The sequence below is a fragment of the Spirosoma humi genome (genome assembly GCF_054776575.1).
Genome location: NZ_BAAHBR010000008.1, coordinates 1,146,760 through 1,164,300 on the forward strand (window position 1 = coordinate 1,146,760; position 17,541 = coordinate 1,164,300).

At 47.5% G+C, this 17,541-nt stretch carries 22 protein-coding genes; 13 read left to right on the plus strand and 9 right to left on the minus strand.

The window, feature by feature from the left end:
* Window positions 1–2: 2 nt before the first annotated feature.
* Window positions 3–383 (plus strand): putative quinol monooxygenase, encoded by a 381-nt coding sequence (locus tag ACYU8Y_RS13555; protein WP_460938023.1) that lies wholly within the window; start codon window positions 3–5, stop codon window positions 381–383.
* A complete protein-coding gene (aroE, locus tag ACYU8Y_RS13560) occupies window positions 383–1,252 on the plus strand; it encodes a shikimate dehydrogenase (protein WP_460938025.1) in 870 nt (289 codons plus the stop codon). The genes ACYU8Y_RS13555 and aroE overlap by 1 nt, the downstream gene beginning before the upstream one ends.
* Before the next feature lie 278 nt (window positions 1,253–1,530).
* On the opposite strand, the gene ACYU8Y_RS13565 is transcribed toward aroE, so the two are convergent.
* The 4 genes from ACYU8Y_RS13565 to ACYU8Y_RS13580 all read right to left on the minus strand — a co-directional run bounded on the left by ACYU8Y_RS13565 (window position 1,531) and on the right by ACYU8Y_RS13580 (window position 5,122).
* Window positions 1,531–2,382, minus strand: a complete 852-nt coding sequence (locus tag ACYU8Y_RS13565) for a sugar phosphate isomerase/epimerase family protein (RefSeq protein ID WP_460938027.1) — start codon at window positions 2,380–2,382, stop codon at window positions 1,531–1,533.
* A 264-nt stretch (window positions 2,383–2,646) separates the two neighbouring features.
* The gene (locus ACYU8Y_RS13570) at window positions 2,647–2,862 is read right to left on the minus strand and encodes a hypothetical protein (protein ID WP_460938028.1); all 216 of its coding nucleotides are present in this window, start codon (window positions 2,860–2,862) and stop codon (window positions 2,647–2,649) included.
* A 14-nt stretch (window positions 2,863–2,876) separates the two neighbouring features.
* Window positions 2,877–3,797, minus strand: a complete 921-nt coding sequence (locus ACYU8Y_RS13575; protein WP_460938030.1) for an MFS transporter — start codon at window positions 3,795–3,797, stop codon at window positions 2,877–2,879.
* An 86-nt stretch (window positions 3,798–3,883) separates the two neighbouring features.
* Window positions 3,884–5,122, minus strand: a complete 1,239-nt coding sequence (locus tag ACYU8Y_RS13580; RefSeq protein WP_460938032.1) for a serine hydrolase domain-containing protein — start codon at window positions 5,120–5,122, stop codon at window positions 3,884–3,886.
* Between the two features lie 98 nt (window positions 5,123–5,220).
* Between ACYU8Y_RS13580 and ACYU8Y_RS13585 the strand changes: the two genes are divergently transcribed.
* The 3 genes from ACYU8Y_RS13585 to ACYU8Y_RS13595 all read left to right on the plus strand — a co-directional run bounded on the left by ACYU8Y_RS13585 (window position 5,221) and on the right by ACYU8Y_RS13595 (window position 7,483).
* On the plus strand, window positions 5,221–5,586 hold the full coding sequence (locus tag ACYU8Y_RS13585) for a winged helix-turn-helix transcriptional regulator (RefSeq protein WP_460938033.1): 366 nt from the start codon (window positions 5,221–5,223) through the stop codon (window positions 5,584–5,586).
* Between the two features lie 48 nt (window positions 5,587–5,634).
* Complete coding sequence (locus tag ACYU8Y_RS13590; protein WP_460938035.1) at window positions 5,635–6,207, plus strand: Crp/Fnr family transcriptional regulator; 573 nt, start codon at window positions 5,635–5,637, stop codon at window positions 6,205–6,207.
* An 82-nt stretch (window positions 6,208–6,289) separates the two neighbouring features.
* Window positions 6,290–7,483, plus strand: a complete 1,194-nt coding sequence (locus ACYU8Y_RS13595) for an MFS transporter (protein ID WP_460938036.1) — start codon at window positions 6,290–6,292, stop codon at window positions 7,481–7,483.
* Window positions 7,484–7,711: 228 nt separating this feature from the next.
* On the opposite strand, the gene ACYU8Y_RS13600 is transcribed toward ACYU8Y_RS13595, so the two are convergent.
* From ACYU8Y_RS13600 to ACYU8Y_RS13610, 3 genes are read right to left on the minus strand one after another with little or no spacing between them, the layout of a single operon-like run.
* The gene (locus ACYU8Y_RS13600) at window positions 7,712–7,999 is read right to left on the minus strand and encodes a putative quinol monooxygenase (protein WP_460938038.1); all 288 of its coding nucleotides are present in this window, start codon (window positions 7,997–7,999) and stop codon (window positions 7,712–7,714) included.
* A 4-nt stretch (window positions 8,000–8,003) separates the two neighbouring features.
* Window positions 8,004–9,008, minus strand: a complete 1,005-nt coding sequence (locus tag ACYU8Y_RS13605) for a zinc-dependent alcohol dehydrogenase family protein (protein WP_460938040.1) — start codon at window positions 9,006–9,008, stop codon at window positions 8,004–8,006.
* Window positions 8,977–9,618, minus strand: coding sequence for an NAD(P)H-dependent oxidoreductase (locus tag ACYU8Y_RS13610; protein WP_460938041.1), 642 nt, complete (start codon window positions 9,616–9,618; stop codon window positions 8,977–8,979). Before ACYU8Y_RS13610 ends, ACYU8Y_RS13605 begins: the two co-directional genes overlap by 32 nt.
* A gap of 92 nt (window positions 9,619–9,710) precedes the next feature.
* Here ACYU8Y_RS13610 and ACYU8Y_RS13615 point away from each other — a divergent pair, with 92 nt between their 5' ends.
* On the plus strand, window positions 9,711–10,628 hold the full coding sequence (locus tag ACYU8Y_RS13615; RefSeq protein ID WP_460938043.1) for a LysR family transcriptional regulator: 918 nt from the start codon (window positions 9,711–9,713) through the stop codon (window positions 10,626–10,628).
* Window positions 10,629–10,693: 65 nt separating this feature from the next.
* Here ACYU8Y_RS13615 and ACYU8Y_RS13620 read toward each other — a convergent pair whose 3' ends face one another.
* Window positions 10,694–11,293 carry a nitroreductase family protein gene (locus ACYU8Y_RS13620; RefSeq protein WP_460938045.1) on the minus strand — a complete coding sequence of 200 codons (600 nt, stop codon included), beginning with the start codon at window positions 11,291–11,293 and terminating at the stop codon, window positions 10,694–10,696.
* A gap of 95 nt (window positions 11,294–11,388) precedes the next feature.
* Here ACYU8Y_RS13620 and ACYU8Y_RS13625 point away from each other — a divergent pair, with 95 nt between their 5' ends.
* Window positions 11,389–11,736 carry a winged helix-turn-helix transcriptional regulator gene (locus ACYU8Y_RS13625; RefSeq protein ID WP_460938047.1) on the plus strand — a complete coding sequence of 116 codons (348 nt, stop codon included), beginning with the start codon at window positions 11,389–11,391 and terminating at the stop codon, window positions 11,734–11,736.
* A gap of 24 nt (window positions 11,737–11,760) precedes the next feature.
* On the opposite strand, the gene ACYU8Y_RS13630 is transcribed toward ACYU8Y_RS13625, so the two are convergent.
* Window positions 11,761–12,831, minus strand: coding sequence for a Fic family protein (locus ACYU8Y_RS13630; RefSeq protein ID WP_460938049.1), 1,071 nt, complete (start codon window positions 12,829–12,831; stop codon window positions 11,761–11,763).
* A gap of 305 nt (window positions 12,832–13,136) precedes the next feature.
* On the opposite strand from ACYU8Y_RS13630, the gene ACYU8Y_RS13635 reads away from it, so the two are divergent.
* The 6 genes from ACYU8Y_RS13635 to ACYU8Y_RS13660 all read left to right on the plus strand — a co-directional run bounded on the left by ACYU8Y_RS13635 (window position 13,137) and on the right by ACYU8Y_RS13660 (window position 17,535).
* Entirely contained in the window at window positions 13,137–13,958 is an 822-nt protein-coding gene (locus tag ACYU8Y_RS13635) for an AraC family transcriptional regulator (protein WP_460938051.1), read from the plus strand.
* 114 nt (window positions 13,959–14,072) lie between these two features.
* Window positions 14,073–14,969, plus strand: a complete 897-nt coding sequence (locus tag ACYU8Y_RS13640) for an alpha/beta hydrolase (RefSeq protein WP_460938053.1) — start codon at window positions 14,073–14,075, stop codon at window positions 14,967–14,969.
* Window positions 14,970–15,138: 169 nt separating this feature from the next.
* The gene (locus tag ACYU8Y_RS13645) at window positions 15,139–15,723 is read left to right on the plus strand and encodes a TetR/AcrR family transcriptional regulator (protein WP_460938055.1); all 585 of its coding nucleotides are present in this window, start codon (window positions 15,139–15,141) and stop codon (window positions 15,721–15,723) included.
* Between the two features lie 45 nt (window positions 15,724–15,768).
* A complete protein-coding gene (locus tag ACYU8Y_RS13650; RefSeq protein WP_460938057.1) occupies window positions 15,769–17,139 on the plus strand; it encodes an alpha-amylase family glycosyl hydrolase in 1,371 nt (456 codons plus the stop codon).
* Between the two features lie 94 nt (window positions 17,140–17,233).
* Entirely contained in the window at window positions 17,234–17,404 is a 171-nt protein-coding gene (locus tag ACYU8Y_RS13655; RefSeq protein ID WP_460939038.1) for a LytTR family transcriptional regulator DNA-binding domain-containing protein, read from the plus strand.
* Window positions 17,404–17,535, plus strand: coding sequence for a hypothetical protein (locus tag ACYU8Y_RS13660; RefSeq protein WP_460938059.1), 132 nt, complete (start codon window positions 17,404–17,406; stop codon window positions 17,533–17,535). Before ACYU8Y_RS13655 ends, ACYU8Y_RS13660 begins: the two co-directional genes overlap by 1 nt.
* The last annotated feature ends 6 nt before the right edge of the window (window positions 17,536–17,541 follow it).

A 17,541-nucleotide genomic window follows, 5' to 3' on the forward strand; every position in this document is an offset into this window, starting at 1 on the left:
ATATGAAGTGGAAGAAATTACTGCTTATCACGGCAATAACTGTATGCGCTAAAATCAACATCATGGCACAATCGACCGACAATACGAATGTTGCAGCAATCACTCAGATCACCCCCAAACCAGGTGCTGAAAAAGAAATCGAAAATGCGGTCCGGTTTATTCAGGAAGCGGTATCAAAGGAACCGGGCTGCCTGATATTTTCGCTTGCTACCGAAAAAGGGAATCCAAACACGTTTGTGCTTTTCGAACTATTCAAAAGTCAGGAGGCCTTGGATACACACCGTCAACAGGCCCACACGGTGCAGTTTGGAAAGATGCTGGAGGGTAAAACCAAAGTAAACAACGTTGTTTTTTTAGATCCCCTTAAAACGTATATCCGCTAATGCTAGAGGAGATAGACTTTTTAGCGGCCATCACGGGTTCATTTGCACAGCCAGCAGCCGAAAACCCGACCGTGGCCATGGTGGAAGCCGCCTATCAACATCACGGTTTACACGCTCGTTACATCAATTGCGAGGTAAGCCCGGAAAACCTGGAGAAAGCCGTGACGGGAGCCCGCGCTATGGGCTGGGCCGGCTTTAACTGCTCCATTCCCCACAAAGTGGCGGTAATCAACTATCTGGACGAACTGGGCGAGTCGGCCAAACTGATCGGTGCGGTCAACACGATTGTACACCGTAACGGCAAATTGACCGGAGAAAATACCGATGGTAAAGGTTTTGTGCAGGCGTTGAAAGACGTGATCGATCCTGCCGGACGGAAAATAACCCTGTTTGGTGCCGGAGGTGCCGCAAGGGCCGTGGCCGTAGAACTTGCCCTTGCGGGTGCCCAAAAAATAACGATTGTAAACCGGGGCGAAGCACGTGGCCGGGAATTGGCCGCACTCGTAAGCCGCAATGTCGGCACGATGACCGAGTATCACCCCTGGGCCGAAACATACAGCATAGCGCCCGACACGGACATCGTCATCAATGCCACCAGCATTGGTCTTTTTCCGAACATCACGGAACGATTGCCTATCGATTTCGATAGTTTACTTTCCCGTATGGTGGTTGCGGATGGCATTCACAACCCGCCGGAAACCGACCTGCTCAGAACAGCCAAGGCAAAAGGCTGCAAAACGGTAAACGGATTGCAGATGCTGGTTAACCAGGGCGTAATTGGCATACGGTACTGGACCGGTGTGGATGTCGATCTGGGCGTGATGCACCAGGCATTAAAGAAGGTCTTGAACATAAGCAGCAGCGATTAAGCCCACCGGGTGTGGGCTATTTTTCCGGCCGTAAACAGGTCCTGAGCTAATGAACATGCCCGGTTGAAGTCCGGGCTCATTTAACGTGAATAATGTCTCAGTTTCCGTTTAATTTTTTTGATTATCAACAATTTTTGTCATCCCGACGCAGGAGGGATCTTCGCTAAGAGCAGCATATTCTAGCTATCGAAGATCCCTCCTACGTCGGGATGACAAAAACTATCTTTTAGTATTCTGATCATCCATGACTTACATATCATATCAACCCATTATTCACGTTATTTACTGTGTTCCGCCCATTTTTCCTGTATAAACCGCAGGCTGCCGGCCGCTAGTTCAGCCGCGTCGTACCGGGAGGGCCGCCACAGGGATACGCATTCCGCCATGCCCGGTACGGAGGACGAAAAATTCTCCAGCACCAGGGCTCCTTTGTAGTGGATGCTCGTCAATGCCTGAAAGAAATCGTCCCAATGCACGTTACCCTCACCCGGCATCCCCCGGTCGCTCTCGGTGATGTGGACATGTTTCAGGTGGCTGCCCGCTGCCAAAACCGGCTTGATGAATCCCGCTTCTTCAATATTCATGTGAAACGTATCCAGGTGCAACCCGATGTTGGGCAGATTCACCGTCTCGATTATCTGGAGTACGTCGTCGGCGCAGGTGCATACGTAGCTTTCATACCGGTTGATAGGTTCGATGGCGATATGCACGCCCAGGCTTTGCGCATAGCGGGCGGCTTCCCCTAAAACATCGCAAACCGTCTGCTTTTCCAAACGGGTGAGCGGCTTCCCGCTGAATACGCCGATACCGCCATGCAATACCCCGCCCAGTAATTCGGCACCCAGCTCCACTGTTTTTTCGACCGCCTTTTTGATGAGTTCGCCAGCCACCTGTGGATAGAATGGAATATGCGCGAAAGAAGGCAGATTCAGCGAGCACACGACGCCCAGCTTGTGGTCTTGTAATTGCTGCTTCACCGTTGCCGTATCGATCTGCATATCGGCGGGTAACAGTATTTCCAGCAGATCGAAGCCGGCCCGGGCCGATTGTTCGATCGCATATTTACCGCGTTCGGCCGTCCAGGCGGGCAGTGTCCAGGTGAGCAACGATGCTCCGAATTGTATGTTCATTTTCCAGTTATTGATCCGTACTATCTAAAATATCCACCATTCCGACCTAACACCGAAGTAGCTTCCCCAGGGTTTGTTCCCGTATGGATTGTACCGAGCAAACGAGCCGATTTCACGGAACATGCGGTCAAAAATTCCTTTCAGTAGCGAAATGCTTTTTTCACTCGGCAAAATACGTGATTGCCACCTACTTCGAATAAGGTTGATTGCGACAGGCTTTCATTCTTGAGGTTCTGGTTAATGAAATCTTCCGATCGCTCCCGTTCATTGATTACCCGCCCTTCTTTCCAGGTATTGGCGTAACATTATCATGCTAAACGCCAGCCCGCCAAATACGATGGTCACATAGGGCGTGAACTGCACCCCTTTGGTAACAATAATCCATCCACCAACCGTCGTTCCCACCGTTACGCCCAGGTTGCCAAATGAGGTAGCCAGGCTATTGGCAAACGCCATGGCTTCCGGTGCCGACGAAATCATATACGTAGAAGTATTCAGAAAACTGGGCGAGTATAAAAACCCCATAGGGCGATTACAATAGTTGTTGCGATGATATGGTTCCCCGAAAGGGGTAACAGGATCGGTATGACCAGGGTACCTGAAAGAAAAAAGGCCGTAGTGCAGGTGACGTTTTTATTCAGCATTTTTCCCGCGATCCAAGTTGCCAATACGCCGACAATGCCAAACACAAACAGCATATAACTGATCATGGTGCGGTCCATATCTTTGGCTTTATTCAGGTAATCGGCAAAGTAACTATAGGTAGAAAACCAGGCTGAAATCATAAAGAAATTCATCGCCGTGCTGACTATGAACGTTGGTTTGGCCAATATTTTCAATTGACTTCCATACGATTTTCGCTCCTTTACAGGCATGGGCGGCAACACCAGGCAGATCGTAAGTAACGCCAAAACACTGATAATGGCCTGTACCATAAACGAGTACTCCCAGGAAAAAAGGCTGGCCATATACGTAGCGAACGGAACGGTGGTTACCATAGCAATGGCAACGCCACTGAATACGATACTCATCAATTCGTTCTCGTTCTGTTTATTGCCTTGTGCAACCGCGACGGACAAAGCCGTGGCAATATAAACGGGCTGTAAAAAGGCCGGCAGTATCCGTACCAGCATCAGTAACCAGAAAGGCGGTGAAAAAGAGGAAACAATACCGGTCAGCAAAAAAATAGAGATCGCTGCAACCATCACGTTCTTACGGTCGAAACCCGAAAATAATAAGGTCATAAAAGGCCCGGTCAATGCAATAACCAAGGCAAAGGCACTTAATAAATAGCCCGCCTTGTCAATGCTTATCTGGTAATATTCAGCTACCTGCGGCAGAATGCCGATGATGCCAAATTCTGTGGTAATAACCGCTAAAAACCCTAATGCTCCGATGTATGCGTATGTTTTCACTTAAGTAACTGCAATGGTTTAATGCTTTATTTTAAGACTGATTTCAACGCATCTATTGCTGATGAACAGGTTCGCCACAGGAGCTATCAAAAGGAAGCGTACACCACGTTTTTATACAACGTACCCAAATCCCAATAGGAAGCGGGCAGATATTCCTGCGTGAAGACCAATCCAATGAGGTTTTCTTTTGGGTCTACCCAGTAATGCGTGTTGAATGCCCCGCCCCAATAGAAGGTGCCAATGCTTGGGGAACCGACGAATTTGTTGGCTTCCGTCACCAGGGCAAAACCCAGCCCAAAGCGAAAATCAGGGTCGCCTAGGGAAATGGCCTGTGGCGAAAGCTGGTTGGTGGTCATCAGCTCCACGGTTTTTGCCCCTAACATTCGCTTTCCGTTATACACGCCTTTGTTCAGCAGCATTTGCAGAAATTGGGCATAATCTGCCGTGGTGGAACTCAATCCGGCCCCGCCCGATAACATAATGCCTTTTTCCAGCGGATAATCGACCGGACTGTTTTCGTAGACAGGTTGGGTGATCTTTTGAAAGCCATTGGCTGTTTTTTTCGAGACGGAAACCAGTCGATTGGCTTTTGCCGGGGGAAGAGTAAAATACGTATCGTTCATTTCTAACGGCTCGAACATCCGTTTGCGGAAAAATTCGTCCAACGGCAAGCCGCTCACTACCTGCACGAGATAACCCAATACATCGGTGTTCAGCCCGTACGTAAACGCATGGCCGGGTTGGTGCAGCAAGGGCATTTTCGCCAATCTTTCTACCTGATCCTTCAGCAGGGCCTTACTGCCTATGCCCGACAAAACACCCGCTTTGGCATAGATCGCCTGGATGCGATGATCGTCCGTGATGGTCGGATAACCAATGCCCGACGTATGCCGCAACAAATCGCGGATGGTGATCTCCCGCTGTGCCGGAACGGTCATGTAGCTGCTGTCGGCCGGGTTGAACTGGCCCAGTACGTTGGGATTTTTGAACGCCGGGATGTACTTGGATACGGGGTCGTCCAACAGGAATTTTCCCTCTTCCCACAGCAGCATCACCGCTACGCTCGTGATGGCTTTGGTTTGCGAAGCAATGCGGAAAATATGGTCGGTCCGTAACGGGGTTTTATTGGCCACATCGGCATACCCAAAGGCTTTATTATAAACTGTTTTCCCGTTTTTGAGCAGCAATACGGTAACGCCCGCAACCTGTTGTTCCGCAACAAGCCGGTTGGATACCTGATCCAGCCTTTGTTCCAATAAAGTGGTCTGTGCCCAACTGTTGATTAGCGTCAGGCTGAAAATGAAGGTTACAATTTTGGTGTACATCCTTGGCTTTAGTTGAATGAAACGCCCAAAACTATAGGGGAACGCCTAAATTTGCCGGGTAGACACCTGATTGTATGGTACTATCAAATTTGTAAGCGATGGGAACGAGAAAAGAGAACTCAACCAATCGGCTGAACGAGCACTACATCGTAGAAAGCTGCAACCTGACGTATGCCGTATGCAAAGTCGGCGGCCGGTGGAAACTGCTGATCCTTTGCAAACTCGAAAAGGGGAAATTACGCTTCAGCGAACTTCGCAACCAGATTACCGGGATCACCGAACGCATGCTTACGCTCCAGCTTCGGGAATTGGAAAAGGAAGGGCTGGTGAAACGCACCGTATACGCCGAAGTTCCTCCCCGAGTGGAATACGAACTGACCGCCATCGCCCTGGAATTAGTGCCCATCTGGAACCAGTTAAGCCAATGGGGCGAGAAACATCGGAAGATGGTTGTTCAACCATAAGCAATGCTACGATGACTAATTTTGTCACTTCAAATCATCAGCAATCCAGTGAGCCATAGTTTACGTCAGCATATCGAAGAAATAACCGCTATTAGTGATGAGGAATTTGACTATGTCCTATCCCATTTTACGTATAGAAAGTTTCTCAAAAACCAATACGTCATTCAGGATGGTGACTACGTGAAGTACGATTATTTTGTGTTAAACGGTTTATTAAAATCCTGGTATCTTGACAACAAAGGCAAACCACATATTGTACTTTTCGCCACAGCAAACTGGTGGGTTTCAGACCCCGAAGCCTTCCACAACCAAACCAAAGCAACCTTAAATGTAGATTGTTTGGAGGACAGCGAAACGCTTTATATTTCTTTGGAAAACCGCGAGAAACTTTGTGCCGAATTACGGACGATGGAATACTTTTTCCGGAAGAAGACCACGGCGGGTTACGTAGCCTCCCAAAAACGCATTTTGTCGCTCATTCGCTTTAATGCCAAAGAGCGTTACGACTATTTGCTGCAACAATATCCCGATCTGTTGCAACGGGTTCCCAAAAGCCTGATCGCTTCTTACCTGGGCATTACCAGGGAAACATTGAGCAGACTGACGTCCCAGCACCCGTGATATTTCTCACGCTCATTTTGTGATAGATGTCCTTTGCCAGCTTTTGCCGTATAGAGAATTTTGCCCAATAAAATTTTCTATCATGACCGGACAGATCACATCAACCAGAATTCCCTTTGCCATCTGGGCATTGACTTTTTGTGCATTTGGCATTGGCACCACTGAATTTGTACTGGTCGGTTTATTGCCCACCATCGCTCATCATCTGGGTATTTCTATTTCGTCAACCGGTTCGTTGGTTACCCTCTATGCGTTGGGGGTTGCCATTGGCGGCCCCGTATGTACGGCCCTCACGGGTAAGCTGGAACAGAAGAAATTGTTGTTGATGACCATGACCGTTTTCATGATCGGTAATACCCTTGCGTTTTTAGCCCATGATATTTTGTTACTGCAAATCAGCCGATTGATTACCGGAACAACGCACGGCGTATTTTTTGCCTATGCGGTGATCATAGCAGGAAATATGGTGGCGGATGATCGGAGAGCCACCGCTATTTCATTGGTGTTTGCCGGGCTGATGATCTCGACGGTTATTGGCGTACCATTAGGAACGTATATTGGATCACGTTATGGATGGAAAATGACCTTTTTAGCGGTGGTCATTTGGGGAGTTTTGGGATTATTTATTTTAAGCGTATCACTTTCCCGGCAGCCAAAACCTGCGGAACCACTGCGGTTGAAAGACCTACCAAAAGTGTTTAAAAATACAGCCGTACTGATCGTGCTGTTCTCCAACATCTTTGCTTATGCCCGTACATTTGTATTCTTCACTTACCTGTCGCCCGTATTGGAAAAAATGACGGGCTTTTCACCCGACGCCATCAACTTTATATTATTGATTTTTGGTGTTGGTGTCGCCTTAGGCAACATGGTTGGCGGTCGTATTTCCAATCGAAAACCATCGAAGACATTGGTTTACCTGTTCCTGTTTCACGCCTTGATGTTATTTATCCTGTCGTTTGTGCTGGCAAGCAAACCCATGATTGTGATCGTGCTGATGTTGTTCGGTTTTTTTGCTTACAGCAACGTTCCCGCTTTGCAATTGTTGGTCGTCAAACTTTCTGAACGTAAGTATCCGGGTAGTGGGGGTATTGCCTCGGCATTAAATGTGTCGGCGTTCAATGTGGGTGTGGCATTGGGTTCATCCGTGGGCGGTTTTGTTGAGAATAGCTCCCTGACACTTGCAGCGACACCCTGGATCGGCGGTTGTTTTGTCATCATCGCTTTGGGACTCGCCTTGTGGAATTGGCAGCGGAATAAGGCATTGGAACTGTAAAAATCACCTGCTTTTTTCATCCTTACTGTTTCTGGAAACGGCGGTTTACCAGGAAACTTTATCAGGTTGAAGCAGTCTCCTTCTTTCCAGATATTGACCTGAAACGATCCTAGTAAAAGCAAGCACACCAAATAAAGCGGTTATCCAGGGCGTGAACTGTACCCATACGAAGTACGGGTACGTTTAAGCCGGAATCGCCTAATTTTCTGTATTCCATTTTTGTCGTTTTCAGATCGGTTCTGTTACATAAATGGCGGGTTTTTCCTGCAATTTTTCATCGACTATTTCCCCGAATGCTTTCAGGTAAGGCTGTTCGTTGTGCCGGGCTAAGCCGCTTTCATCTTCCCATATTTCATGAAAAATAAAGATGTTCGAGCTTGCTGTGCTTTGGTGTAGGTCATACTGCAGGCAGGCCGTTTCTTTCCTCGATTGTACAACCAGGTTTTGCAGTACACTTTTTATTTCCTCGGTATGTTCCGGTTTACTTTTGATGATGGCGGTTAAATGAATGTTCATGGTCTTATTCTTGTATTGTGATAATTATTTTTCCCGTATGGCCACCCGCTTCGGCATATTCGTGGGCGGCTGCCACCTGCTCCAACGTAAAGCGGGCGGCATCGATCAGTGGTTTTACTTTTCCCTGTTCCACAAGTTCGGAAATATGTTTCAAAGTCTGTCCGTGCTCCGCCTTTCCTGCTTCATCCTTGTAAAGGATAGGAAGGATCATGTACACGGTATGGAATGCCAAAGCTTTTTCGTGAATCAGAGACAGGTCGATGGTATCCAGCGACAAGGTGGTGACCACGGTGCCTTTTACTTTTACCGCTTTGAAGCTATTGTACAGGTTTTGGTTGCCGATGGTATCAACAACAACATCAAAACCTTTCCCGTCCGTATGTTCGGTTACAAATTGGGCCACTGTCTCATTCTTGTAATCGATGGTGAAGTCGGCTCCCAACTGCCTTACTACAGCGGCCTGCGTTTCATTAGAGACGGTTGCATATACCGATGCTCCCAGAACCTTCGCCAATTGCACAGCCAAATGACCAACCCCGCCCACTCCGCCATAGATGAGCACTTTTTGCCCGGGTTGTATATCGGCTCGTTGGAAGATGGCCTCGTACGCGGTGATACCCGCCAGGGGAATAGCCGCAGCTTCTGCAAAACTCAATGCCGAAGGTATTTTTGAAAACAGCCGGTGATCGCCCTTCGTGTATTCTGCCAATGCCCCATGGATGCCGTTGACAGCACCAACGCAGCCATATACGAGATCCCCGGTCTTAAATCCGGTCACCTTACTGCCTACCTGCTCAACGATGCCGGATACATCACCGTGCAGGATAGCGGGGAAAGAGGGAACCAAATGCGGCAAATGCCCGCTACGGATCTTATAATCGATCGGGTTGATGGACGTTGCTTTTACGTTAATGAGTAGTTCATCGGGCGAAATTGCTGGCATGGGTACTTCCTGCACGGTAAATGCCTGGCCGGGTTTACCGAAGCGATTGATGGTGATTGCTTTCATTCCGTATTACAGGTTGTGAGGATGGGAACGTAGCTTGCAGAAAGTCGAAATACCTTTTCTTGTACCGGTCTACCCGTTCGGTGGTCACATTCTTTTCCAGGTCGTGGAAATGAAGGCCATCGATGCGTTCGAGGGACAGAAAGGCGTTCATCCGATGGAAGCCAAACAGTACGCCATCGTCCACGCTGGTCTGGTTGAAAAATTCACCCGGGAGCGTAAAAGCCGTTTCGGGAGCGTTCCAGGTTGTGGTCACAAGATATCGGCGTCCTTGCAACGTACCGCCCGTGCCGTAGCCTACATCGGGGTTTTCGGCTTTCCGACCATCGCTGTAAAACATCCCGTTCCGGTGCCCGGCCGTAAACACCTTGTCTACATACTCCTTCAGCCCGTGCGGCATTGAGAACCACCAAACCGGGAAGTGATAAATAACCACATCGGCCCACACATACTTCTCCACTTCCTCTTGCAGGTCATACGGTTCGTTGATGTCCGTCACTTGTAGTTCGAAACCTTTCAGGAAGAATGCCTGATCCATCTCCAACAAGGTTTTGTTGAATTGTCCACCTGAGTGGCCAAAACGCTGACCACCGTTGATAATGAATACTCTCATCGTATCGGGGATTGATTTTCGGACAAAATTGGCGGGCTTGATTGCATAATAAAAATAATCTAAATTTGAGTTATCTATAATAAAAATGATACATGCAGGGTAATTTAGAGTGGTTCAGGACGTTCCGGGCGATTTACGAAACCGGGACCATGAGCGGAGCAGCCAAAGAATTGTATGTTTCGCAACCGGGCGTAGGGCTGCACCTCAACGCATTGGAAGCGTACACGGGCTTTCCGCTATTTGAGCGTACATCGAGAAAAATGATCCCGACGGAAAAAGGAAAATTGTTCTATCAACAAATGATCGGTTCGCTCACTTGTCTCGAAGACATTGAGAAACGCTTTAAACAAAAATCAGGCAACATCAATGCTACCGTCAGCATCGGCATGTGCGTGGAAACCTTTCAGCACGTTCTTGAAAAGCACATACCGACGTTGGGCTTTAACCTGATTATGCAGTTCGGGGATAATAAACAATTGTTGCAACTGCTGGAAAACGGTTCGGCAGACCTGATTCTAACCACCGAAACCAGCAATTGCAACAGCCTGGTGCTGGAACCCTTTGCCACCGAAAAACTCCTGCTTGTTTCTGGAAATAAAACGGATGTTTCCGGGTTCCAGCACCAGGAACGGAAAACGCTGATGGCTTGGCTAAAAAATCAGATCTGGTATAGCACGGCGGCCGATATGGTATCGCTCAACCAATTTTGGGAGCTCAATTTCAACGAACGCCCCGACTTTGTGCCGAACTATATTGTGCCCAATAAATTTTCGATAACCCGATGCCTGTCTAGTGGAGAAGGGCTAGCGATATTACCTGATTTTTTGTGCCGGGAAGCGCTGGAAAAAGGCGACATCATCAAACTTTGGGAAGGTTATCAACCAGTTGGAAATACGATTTATTTTGGAAGGCGCAAACAGTCACTCTACCTCGATGAAATTACTCGTTTAGAGAAAATCCTGCGAAACGAATTTTTCAATGGAGCCGAGAGTTCAGCACTGCATTCCTGAGATAGGCTGCTCTACTTCTTCGAGCGGCTTTTTGTAGGTTAACGAAACAAGGAACATCATATCGTTTAAACTGATTCGATAATTTTTTCTAAAGGTAAACGGGATTTTGGGCTCAGCGATGGCTGATTGCTGTCTTCGGAATTTCTGTACCCAATAGCAACGGCAAACAAGGTTTTATAACCCTCCAGTTGCAGTATTTTATCGTATTCTTCGCATTGAATACCCTCCATCGGCGTGCTGTCAATACCCATATCGGCACAGGCAGAAAGGAAAAAGCCGAGCGCAAGATAAACCTGGTGCTGAAACCAGGATTTGATGTCTGCTTCGGGTAAGGGCTTCAGGAACTTGTTGTAGTAATTGACCGAGCCTGTCGGCAAATTTTCATTGATCTGCTGCTCAAATTTTTCAATGTCATCTATGGCGGTGAAAACGACCAGGTGGCTTGCTTCCTTGATTCTTGGCGCATTCCAGTAAGACGCATCGGCCAGTTCATTTTTTGTTTTTCCGTCTTCCAAAAAAAAGAATTTCCATGGTTGTCCATTGATGGAAGAAGGACTTAACTGTAGAATTTCCTTTAACTGTTGAATATCACTACCCGAAATTTGTCTGTTCGGATCATAGCTTTTGGTGGTGTACCGGTTCTTGGCGAGGTCTAAAAAACGCATCGTTTTTACTGTTTAATTAAACTATACTTTTTACTGTTGCAAAACTAAGTATAGTGACCTACCTTTGCAATAATGGACAAAAACGACAGTAACTGATGTATTGTATAGACGACAAGCAATTCCCCTGCACCACCAGCCTGACAATGAAATACATAGGTGGCAAATGGAAAGCGGTGATCCTGATTCACCTCATCGAAAAAAAGCGGTATAGTGCGCTAAGAAACGCCTGTAAGGTAATTACAGAACGGACGCTAAGCCTCCAACTCAAAGAACTGGAAGAAGACGGCCTGGTGAAACGCACGGTCCATACCGGCAAACCGCCCCTGAAGGTAGAGTATGAATTGACCGATTTCGGCAAAACGCTGATTCCCTTGCTCGAAGCCGTTGCTCAATGGGGAAGGGAAACCGCCGAGCGGAATAAGCGGATAACGGTTGTGGAATAAATCACTCCTACCGAAACGCTTTCTCTATTTATCGGATTTCACTAAATACACGGTTGCCTTTAGTTCACCAAGACGCTCAAGTGTTCCTTGCTGCACCATGTATTGCAGATCTTTTTTGAGGGTATTTATGGATATATTGGGTAGCGAACCAGCTATATCGCTAATCTTCATTGGCTGATACTGCTGAACTATGGCCAATATCTGTTGTTGGCGCTCATTGAGATAGCCCCCCTTATCCTTATAGAGCGCATACTTCTTTTCCAGGCGACTGGTCAATGTCAGCAGGCAATTCAAAAAGAAGATCATCCATTCACCGATTACCTCTTTATCGGTATTCCGATATTGTTGTCCGGCCATCAGCGCGCGATAGTAGTCGGCCTTGCGCTGCTCAATGATGTTTTCGAAGGAAACGTACTGAGCAAACTCATACCCCATTTTTAGTAGCAACAGCGTCGTCAGTAAACGGGACAATCGACCATTTCCGTCCTGAAAAGGATGTATGGACAAAAACTCATACACAAACACGCCAATCACCAGCAGGGGATGCATCGTCTCTTTTTCCAATACGTTACGAACCCAACTGACCATTTCATACATCTCCGCTTCAGTCAGGTGGGGCGCCGTTGTATTGAAGATTACCCGCTGACTCCCATCGGGATAATTGGCCATGACCTGGTTTGACAACGTTTTGTACCCGCCCCGATGTCGCTGGTCCTTAGTACTATACCGTAGCAGAATCCCGTGCAACTGCTTTAGGTAAGCTTCTGACAGGTCAATTTCTTTAGCGTGATCGAGGATTAGGTCCAGCGCTTCATAATACCCAAAGACTTCCTGTTCATCCCAGGTCTTGAACTCCGTGATCTTCACGTTGCGCACTAACTTTTCAACTTCTTCATTGGTCAGAATCGCACCTTCGATTCGCGTTGACGAACCAATACTCTCAATGGTCGCTACCCGGCGTAACTCTCTGAGGTATCGATTATTTTTTTGTTCAATAGCGCCCCATTTCCCTCGAAACGCATCAATCAGGCCAATTCGGCGAATGACCTCTTGCAGGGTGGAAAAATCAAATTGGAGCTTATTCTCGAATAACATACCCGTATTGTATCCGTATTGTATCTGTAAATGTAGTATTTTTAAGGAGGGGAGAAGAAAACCGACGAGTAAAAAAGCTTCTGTACACGTATCTATCCCGGTTTGACGTCTTGACTCGCGAAAGGCTGCGGTTCACTCAACCGGAGTGCCGACTGAAAATGATTGATTCGCATAAATCGTTTGTAAGAAAGACCGATCATAATAACCGTGGCCAATTGGGAACGAAAAAGCTGTTAGGTAACTACCACAAAACGGCGGAGCGATTTACCAATTGACTTAGGGCAGTTTATTTATAAATTTTCAATATGATAAAGGTATTTCCCCCGGAAAAAAATATAAAAGGACAACATGTAATTTTCGCCAAATGGAAAACCAATACGGTTTCTACCAGGCAGTTTATAGTAATGCGGGAACATGCATTTGTATTTGTGCTCAAAGGGAAAAAAATCATTTTTAGAGACGGTGGCCCTATTACTATTGGTAACGATGAGCTGTTAATCGTAAGAAAAGGCGTTCACGAAATGACCGAGTATCTGGCGGAAGATCACTTATTTGAAGCCCTGGTCATCTATTTTAACAATCAATTTATAAACCATCTGAAGTCAATTGATTTCCGGAAAAATAATCATGAAAATACCGGCTTCGTTATTCTACCCAAAGACGAAATTCTAGACAGCTTTATCCTACAGTATCTGAATTATCTCCATAAAAACGAAAATGATACCATCCTCCAGCAGATAAAAGTGGCGGAGCTTATCTACCTGCTCGTAAAAAAGGTCCCTAAGACAGAATCATTTTTCGCGTCGCTGCTAACGAATGGCGATGATCTGGATATTTTGATGGAAACGTTGTATAAAGGAAATTATACCATCGAGCAACTCGCCATTTTTTCTAATCGTAGCCTTGCTACATTCAAACGGGATTTCAAAAAGCACTATCAAACCACACCGGCGAAATGGATACTAGACCGTAAGCTGTCCGATGCACGTGAAGCACTGATAAATACGGATAAAAACATCTCCGACATTGCCCATGAATGTGGGTTTGAAAGCCTGGCCCAGTTCGACAAATCGTTCCGGAAAGCATTTACGATGACACCCTCCTATTTTCGGAAACTAACCAAATGAGCCAAATCGACAAATAGTAGACCTTTTCTGGAAAATCCTTCTGCCCGCATCCGTATAATTTTGCCTTGTCAACACATGATAACCATGTAAAATGCCTGATAAAATTATAAACTGATGTACCCGTACAAGCAGGAAAAGGTGAAGTATCTGAGTGAAGGAAGTACGATTACGGCATTGCTCTATACGCCTGAAAGGGCAGGAAAACTTCCTGCCATCGTCATGGCTCATGGGTATGGGCTTACAAAAGAGGCTTACATTGACCGTTTTGCGGAGCGGTTTGCCGCATATGGTTTTGTCGTTGTTTTGTTTGATTATCGGAATTTTGGCGAAAGTGAAGGGCTTCCCCGTCAGGAAGTTAATCCTTTCTTACAGATTGACGACTTTAAAAACAGCATTACCTTTGCCACCACGCTTTCTTATGTCGATGCTGAAAAAATTGGCATTTGGGGAACGAGTTACGCCGGTGGGAACGTCATCGTAACTGCCGCCACCGACCGCCGGGTAAAATGTGTCGTTGCTCAGGTTCCCACCATTAGTGGATACGAAAATACAAATCGGAAAGCTCCTGCCGAAAAAAGCCATCTGTTCTGGAAAGCCGTACAGGAAGACCGTATCGGAAGACTCCATGGCAAAGAGGCAATGATGAAAAAATTGGTAGGCCGGCCAGAAGATAACCCTATCTATCCTACTCAGGAATCCCGAGCGTATTACGAAGGAGCAATCCGGCTTTCCCCGTATTTTAAAAACGAAGTTACATTCCGGTCTACCGAGTATTCCAGGATGTACGAACCGGGCGTTTATATAACGCAGATCAGCCCAACCCCGCTGCTTATGGTCGTCGCATTGACTGACGTAGTGACTCCGACGGATCTTATTTTAAAAGCGTATGAGCGGGCATTAGAACCGAAAAAACTGTTTACGGTTCAGGGTGGTCATTTCAGCGTTTATCTTGACCATTTTGAACAGACTTCGCAGCAAGCCGTTGATTTCTTCCTGGAACATTTAACCTAAGAGTAAACTGGGCAAAGCCCCGGGCTTTGTACCAGCCTGGGTCTTTTTTATGCGGACGAACTGGGCGGGCGTGCGAAGATCAAACCCGTTGGCACCGGCGTCGCAATTGGCTCACTCGTTCATCTTGCGTACCTTCAACGAATCATCACTTGTCCTAAACTAGTATTCGTTGAAAGAGACATCAGCCGTCAATAATCGGTCCGTACTATTAGATAGTGCCTTGCAATTGTTTGCCCAACGGGGCTATGATGCCGTCGGCGTGCGGGAAATCGTTGAGCAGGTGCGTTTGACCAAGCCTACGCTGTATTACTACTTCTCCTCCAAGCAAGGGATATTGACGGCTTTGCTGGAGGAACGATTCGACCCCTTTTTAGTCCAGCTAACAGAAGCGACTCAGTACCAGGGCGATTTACCCCAATCGCTTCGGCAAGTCATTCTCCTTTATTTCGACTACGCCCAGCGGCAACCCCTCTTTTTTCAATGGTTGACCAGCGTAGAAGTAGCTCCCCTGCAAAGTGAGGCCTACCAAACCGCGCTGCCTTTTCTTGAACGGCAGCGCACTAGTTTAGAAAACCTGTTTCTGGCGGCCATCAGCAACCACGGCAATCTGAAGGGCCGACACAGTTGGCAGGCTCTCGGTCTGCTCAGCTACATTCATGCGGTTGTCCGGCGATCGGTTGAAACCAGTACGGAGTTGTCGGAGCAAACAGTAGGACAGTTGGTGCAACAATTTTCGTATGGCATTTACTCTTAATCCAAAAAAACGATAGTTTTGTGCTGTATACCGACCGGTAAGTATATGGCACAACCAACCAACACCTGGGCCTCGGACGCCTTCATGTACCATCTCTATCCCCTGGGGCTTTGTGACGCCCCACTTCGTAACGATTTCAGCCGACCTGCCGAAGATCGCTTGAGGCAGTTGTATGCCTGGGGAGATCATATCCAGCAACTGGGCTGCAATGCCATTTACATGGGCCCCTTGTTTGAGTCGACGGCTCATGGGTACGATACGGCTGATTATTACCTGATTGACCGAAGGCTGGGTACCAATCAAGGCTTTCAGGCTTTAAGTAAACACTGGCACCAACGCGGACTTCGGCTGATCCTGGACGGCGTGTTTCACCATGTGGGCCGCGATTTCTGGGCGTTTCGGGATGTACAGCAACAGGGCCGACAGTCAACGTATCGAGACTGGTTCTGTGGGATCGATTTTGACCGCAGTAGTCCATACAGTGATGCCTTTGCCTACGAAGGCTGGAATGGCTACTACGATCTGGTGAAACTCAATCTGGCTCATCCCGATGTAAGGGCTCACCTTTTTGCCGCCGTAGCGATGTGGATTGAGGAGTTTGACATCGATGGGCTTCGGTTAGACGCGGCTGATGTAATGGATCTAGGTTTTCAACGAGCGTTAGCCGAATTCTGTCGGCAAAAGAAAGCCGACTTCTGGTTGATGGGCGAAGTGATTCATGGCGATTACCGAACATGGCTCAGGGAGGGAAAACTCGACGCCACCACCAACTACGAATGCTTTAAAGGGCTCTATTCCAGTCACAATGACCGTAATTATTTTGAGATCACGTATTCGCTAAACCGCCAATTTGGTGCTGAGGGAATTTATCAGGGGCTATCGCTTTACAACTTTGTGGATAACCATGATGTCAATCGCATAGCCAGCACACTGATCAATACGGCTCATCTCTATACGCTTCATGTATTGCTGTTGACCATGCCGGGTATTCCTTCCATCTATTACGGAAGCGAATGGGGAATCGCCGGCAGCAGGCAGGGCAACGATGATCGTCCGTTGCGGCCCGCTCTTCACCTTCCGTTTAGGAACCCGCCCCATCCTGATTTAGTCAACGTGATTGGTTTGCTGGCTCGCATCCGGCAAAATCTCCCGGCGTTACGGTACGGAGAGTATACACAGCTGTTAATCAGGCACCAGCAGTTTGCGTTTATGCGTACCTGGCAACAGAACCAGGTCGTGATCATTGTGAATGCGGCTAGTGAAGAAATCCATCTTTCGGTACCGCTTCAGGTAGAAGGCATCTTGTCGGGGCAGGACTGGTTAAATCCAGGCCGATTCTACCTGGTAGAACATGGTCATTTGCAGGTGACTGTTCCCGCCTGTTGGGGATGCATCATTCTATTAGAACCGAAATAATCAGTACCCGAACGCTGTCTTGAATCAGGCATTCGATCCATTTCAACAGGGAAACTAAAAACCACAGCAACCCGCTCTGACGAAGTTGGTCGCTGTGGTTTGTAATCCGCATCAGTTTTACCGCATTAACCGGCAAATGCTCATCAACCGCAACGCCATCCGCTCGGTCGGGCCCTATTTCAACCGAAAAATCGTGGTCAAACTAGTCGTTCCCCTGGCCGAAACCGCCATCGTCAGCCGTCATCACATGCTCATCGGTCATTGATGCCCAGTTACAACGGCCAGGTGCTGAAGCCGCTGGAAGTCACGGACAATCCCACGCCACACTATCCGCAGAGTCGCTACCAGTTTCCCTGTAATGACCTGGCAAATCCGCGCAGCGATTTCTGCCCGTAAGCGGGG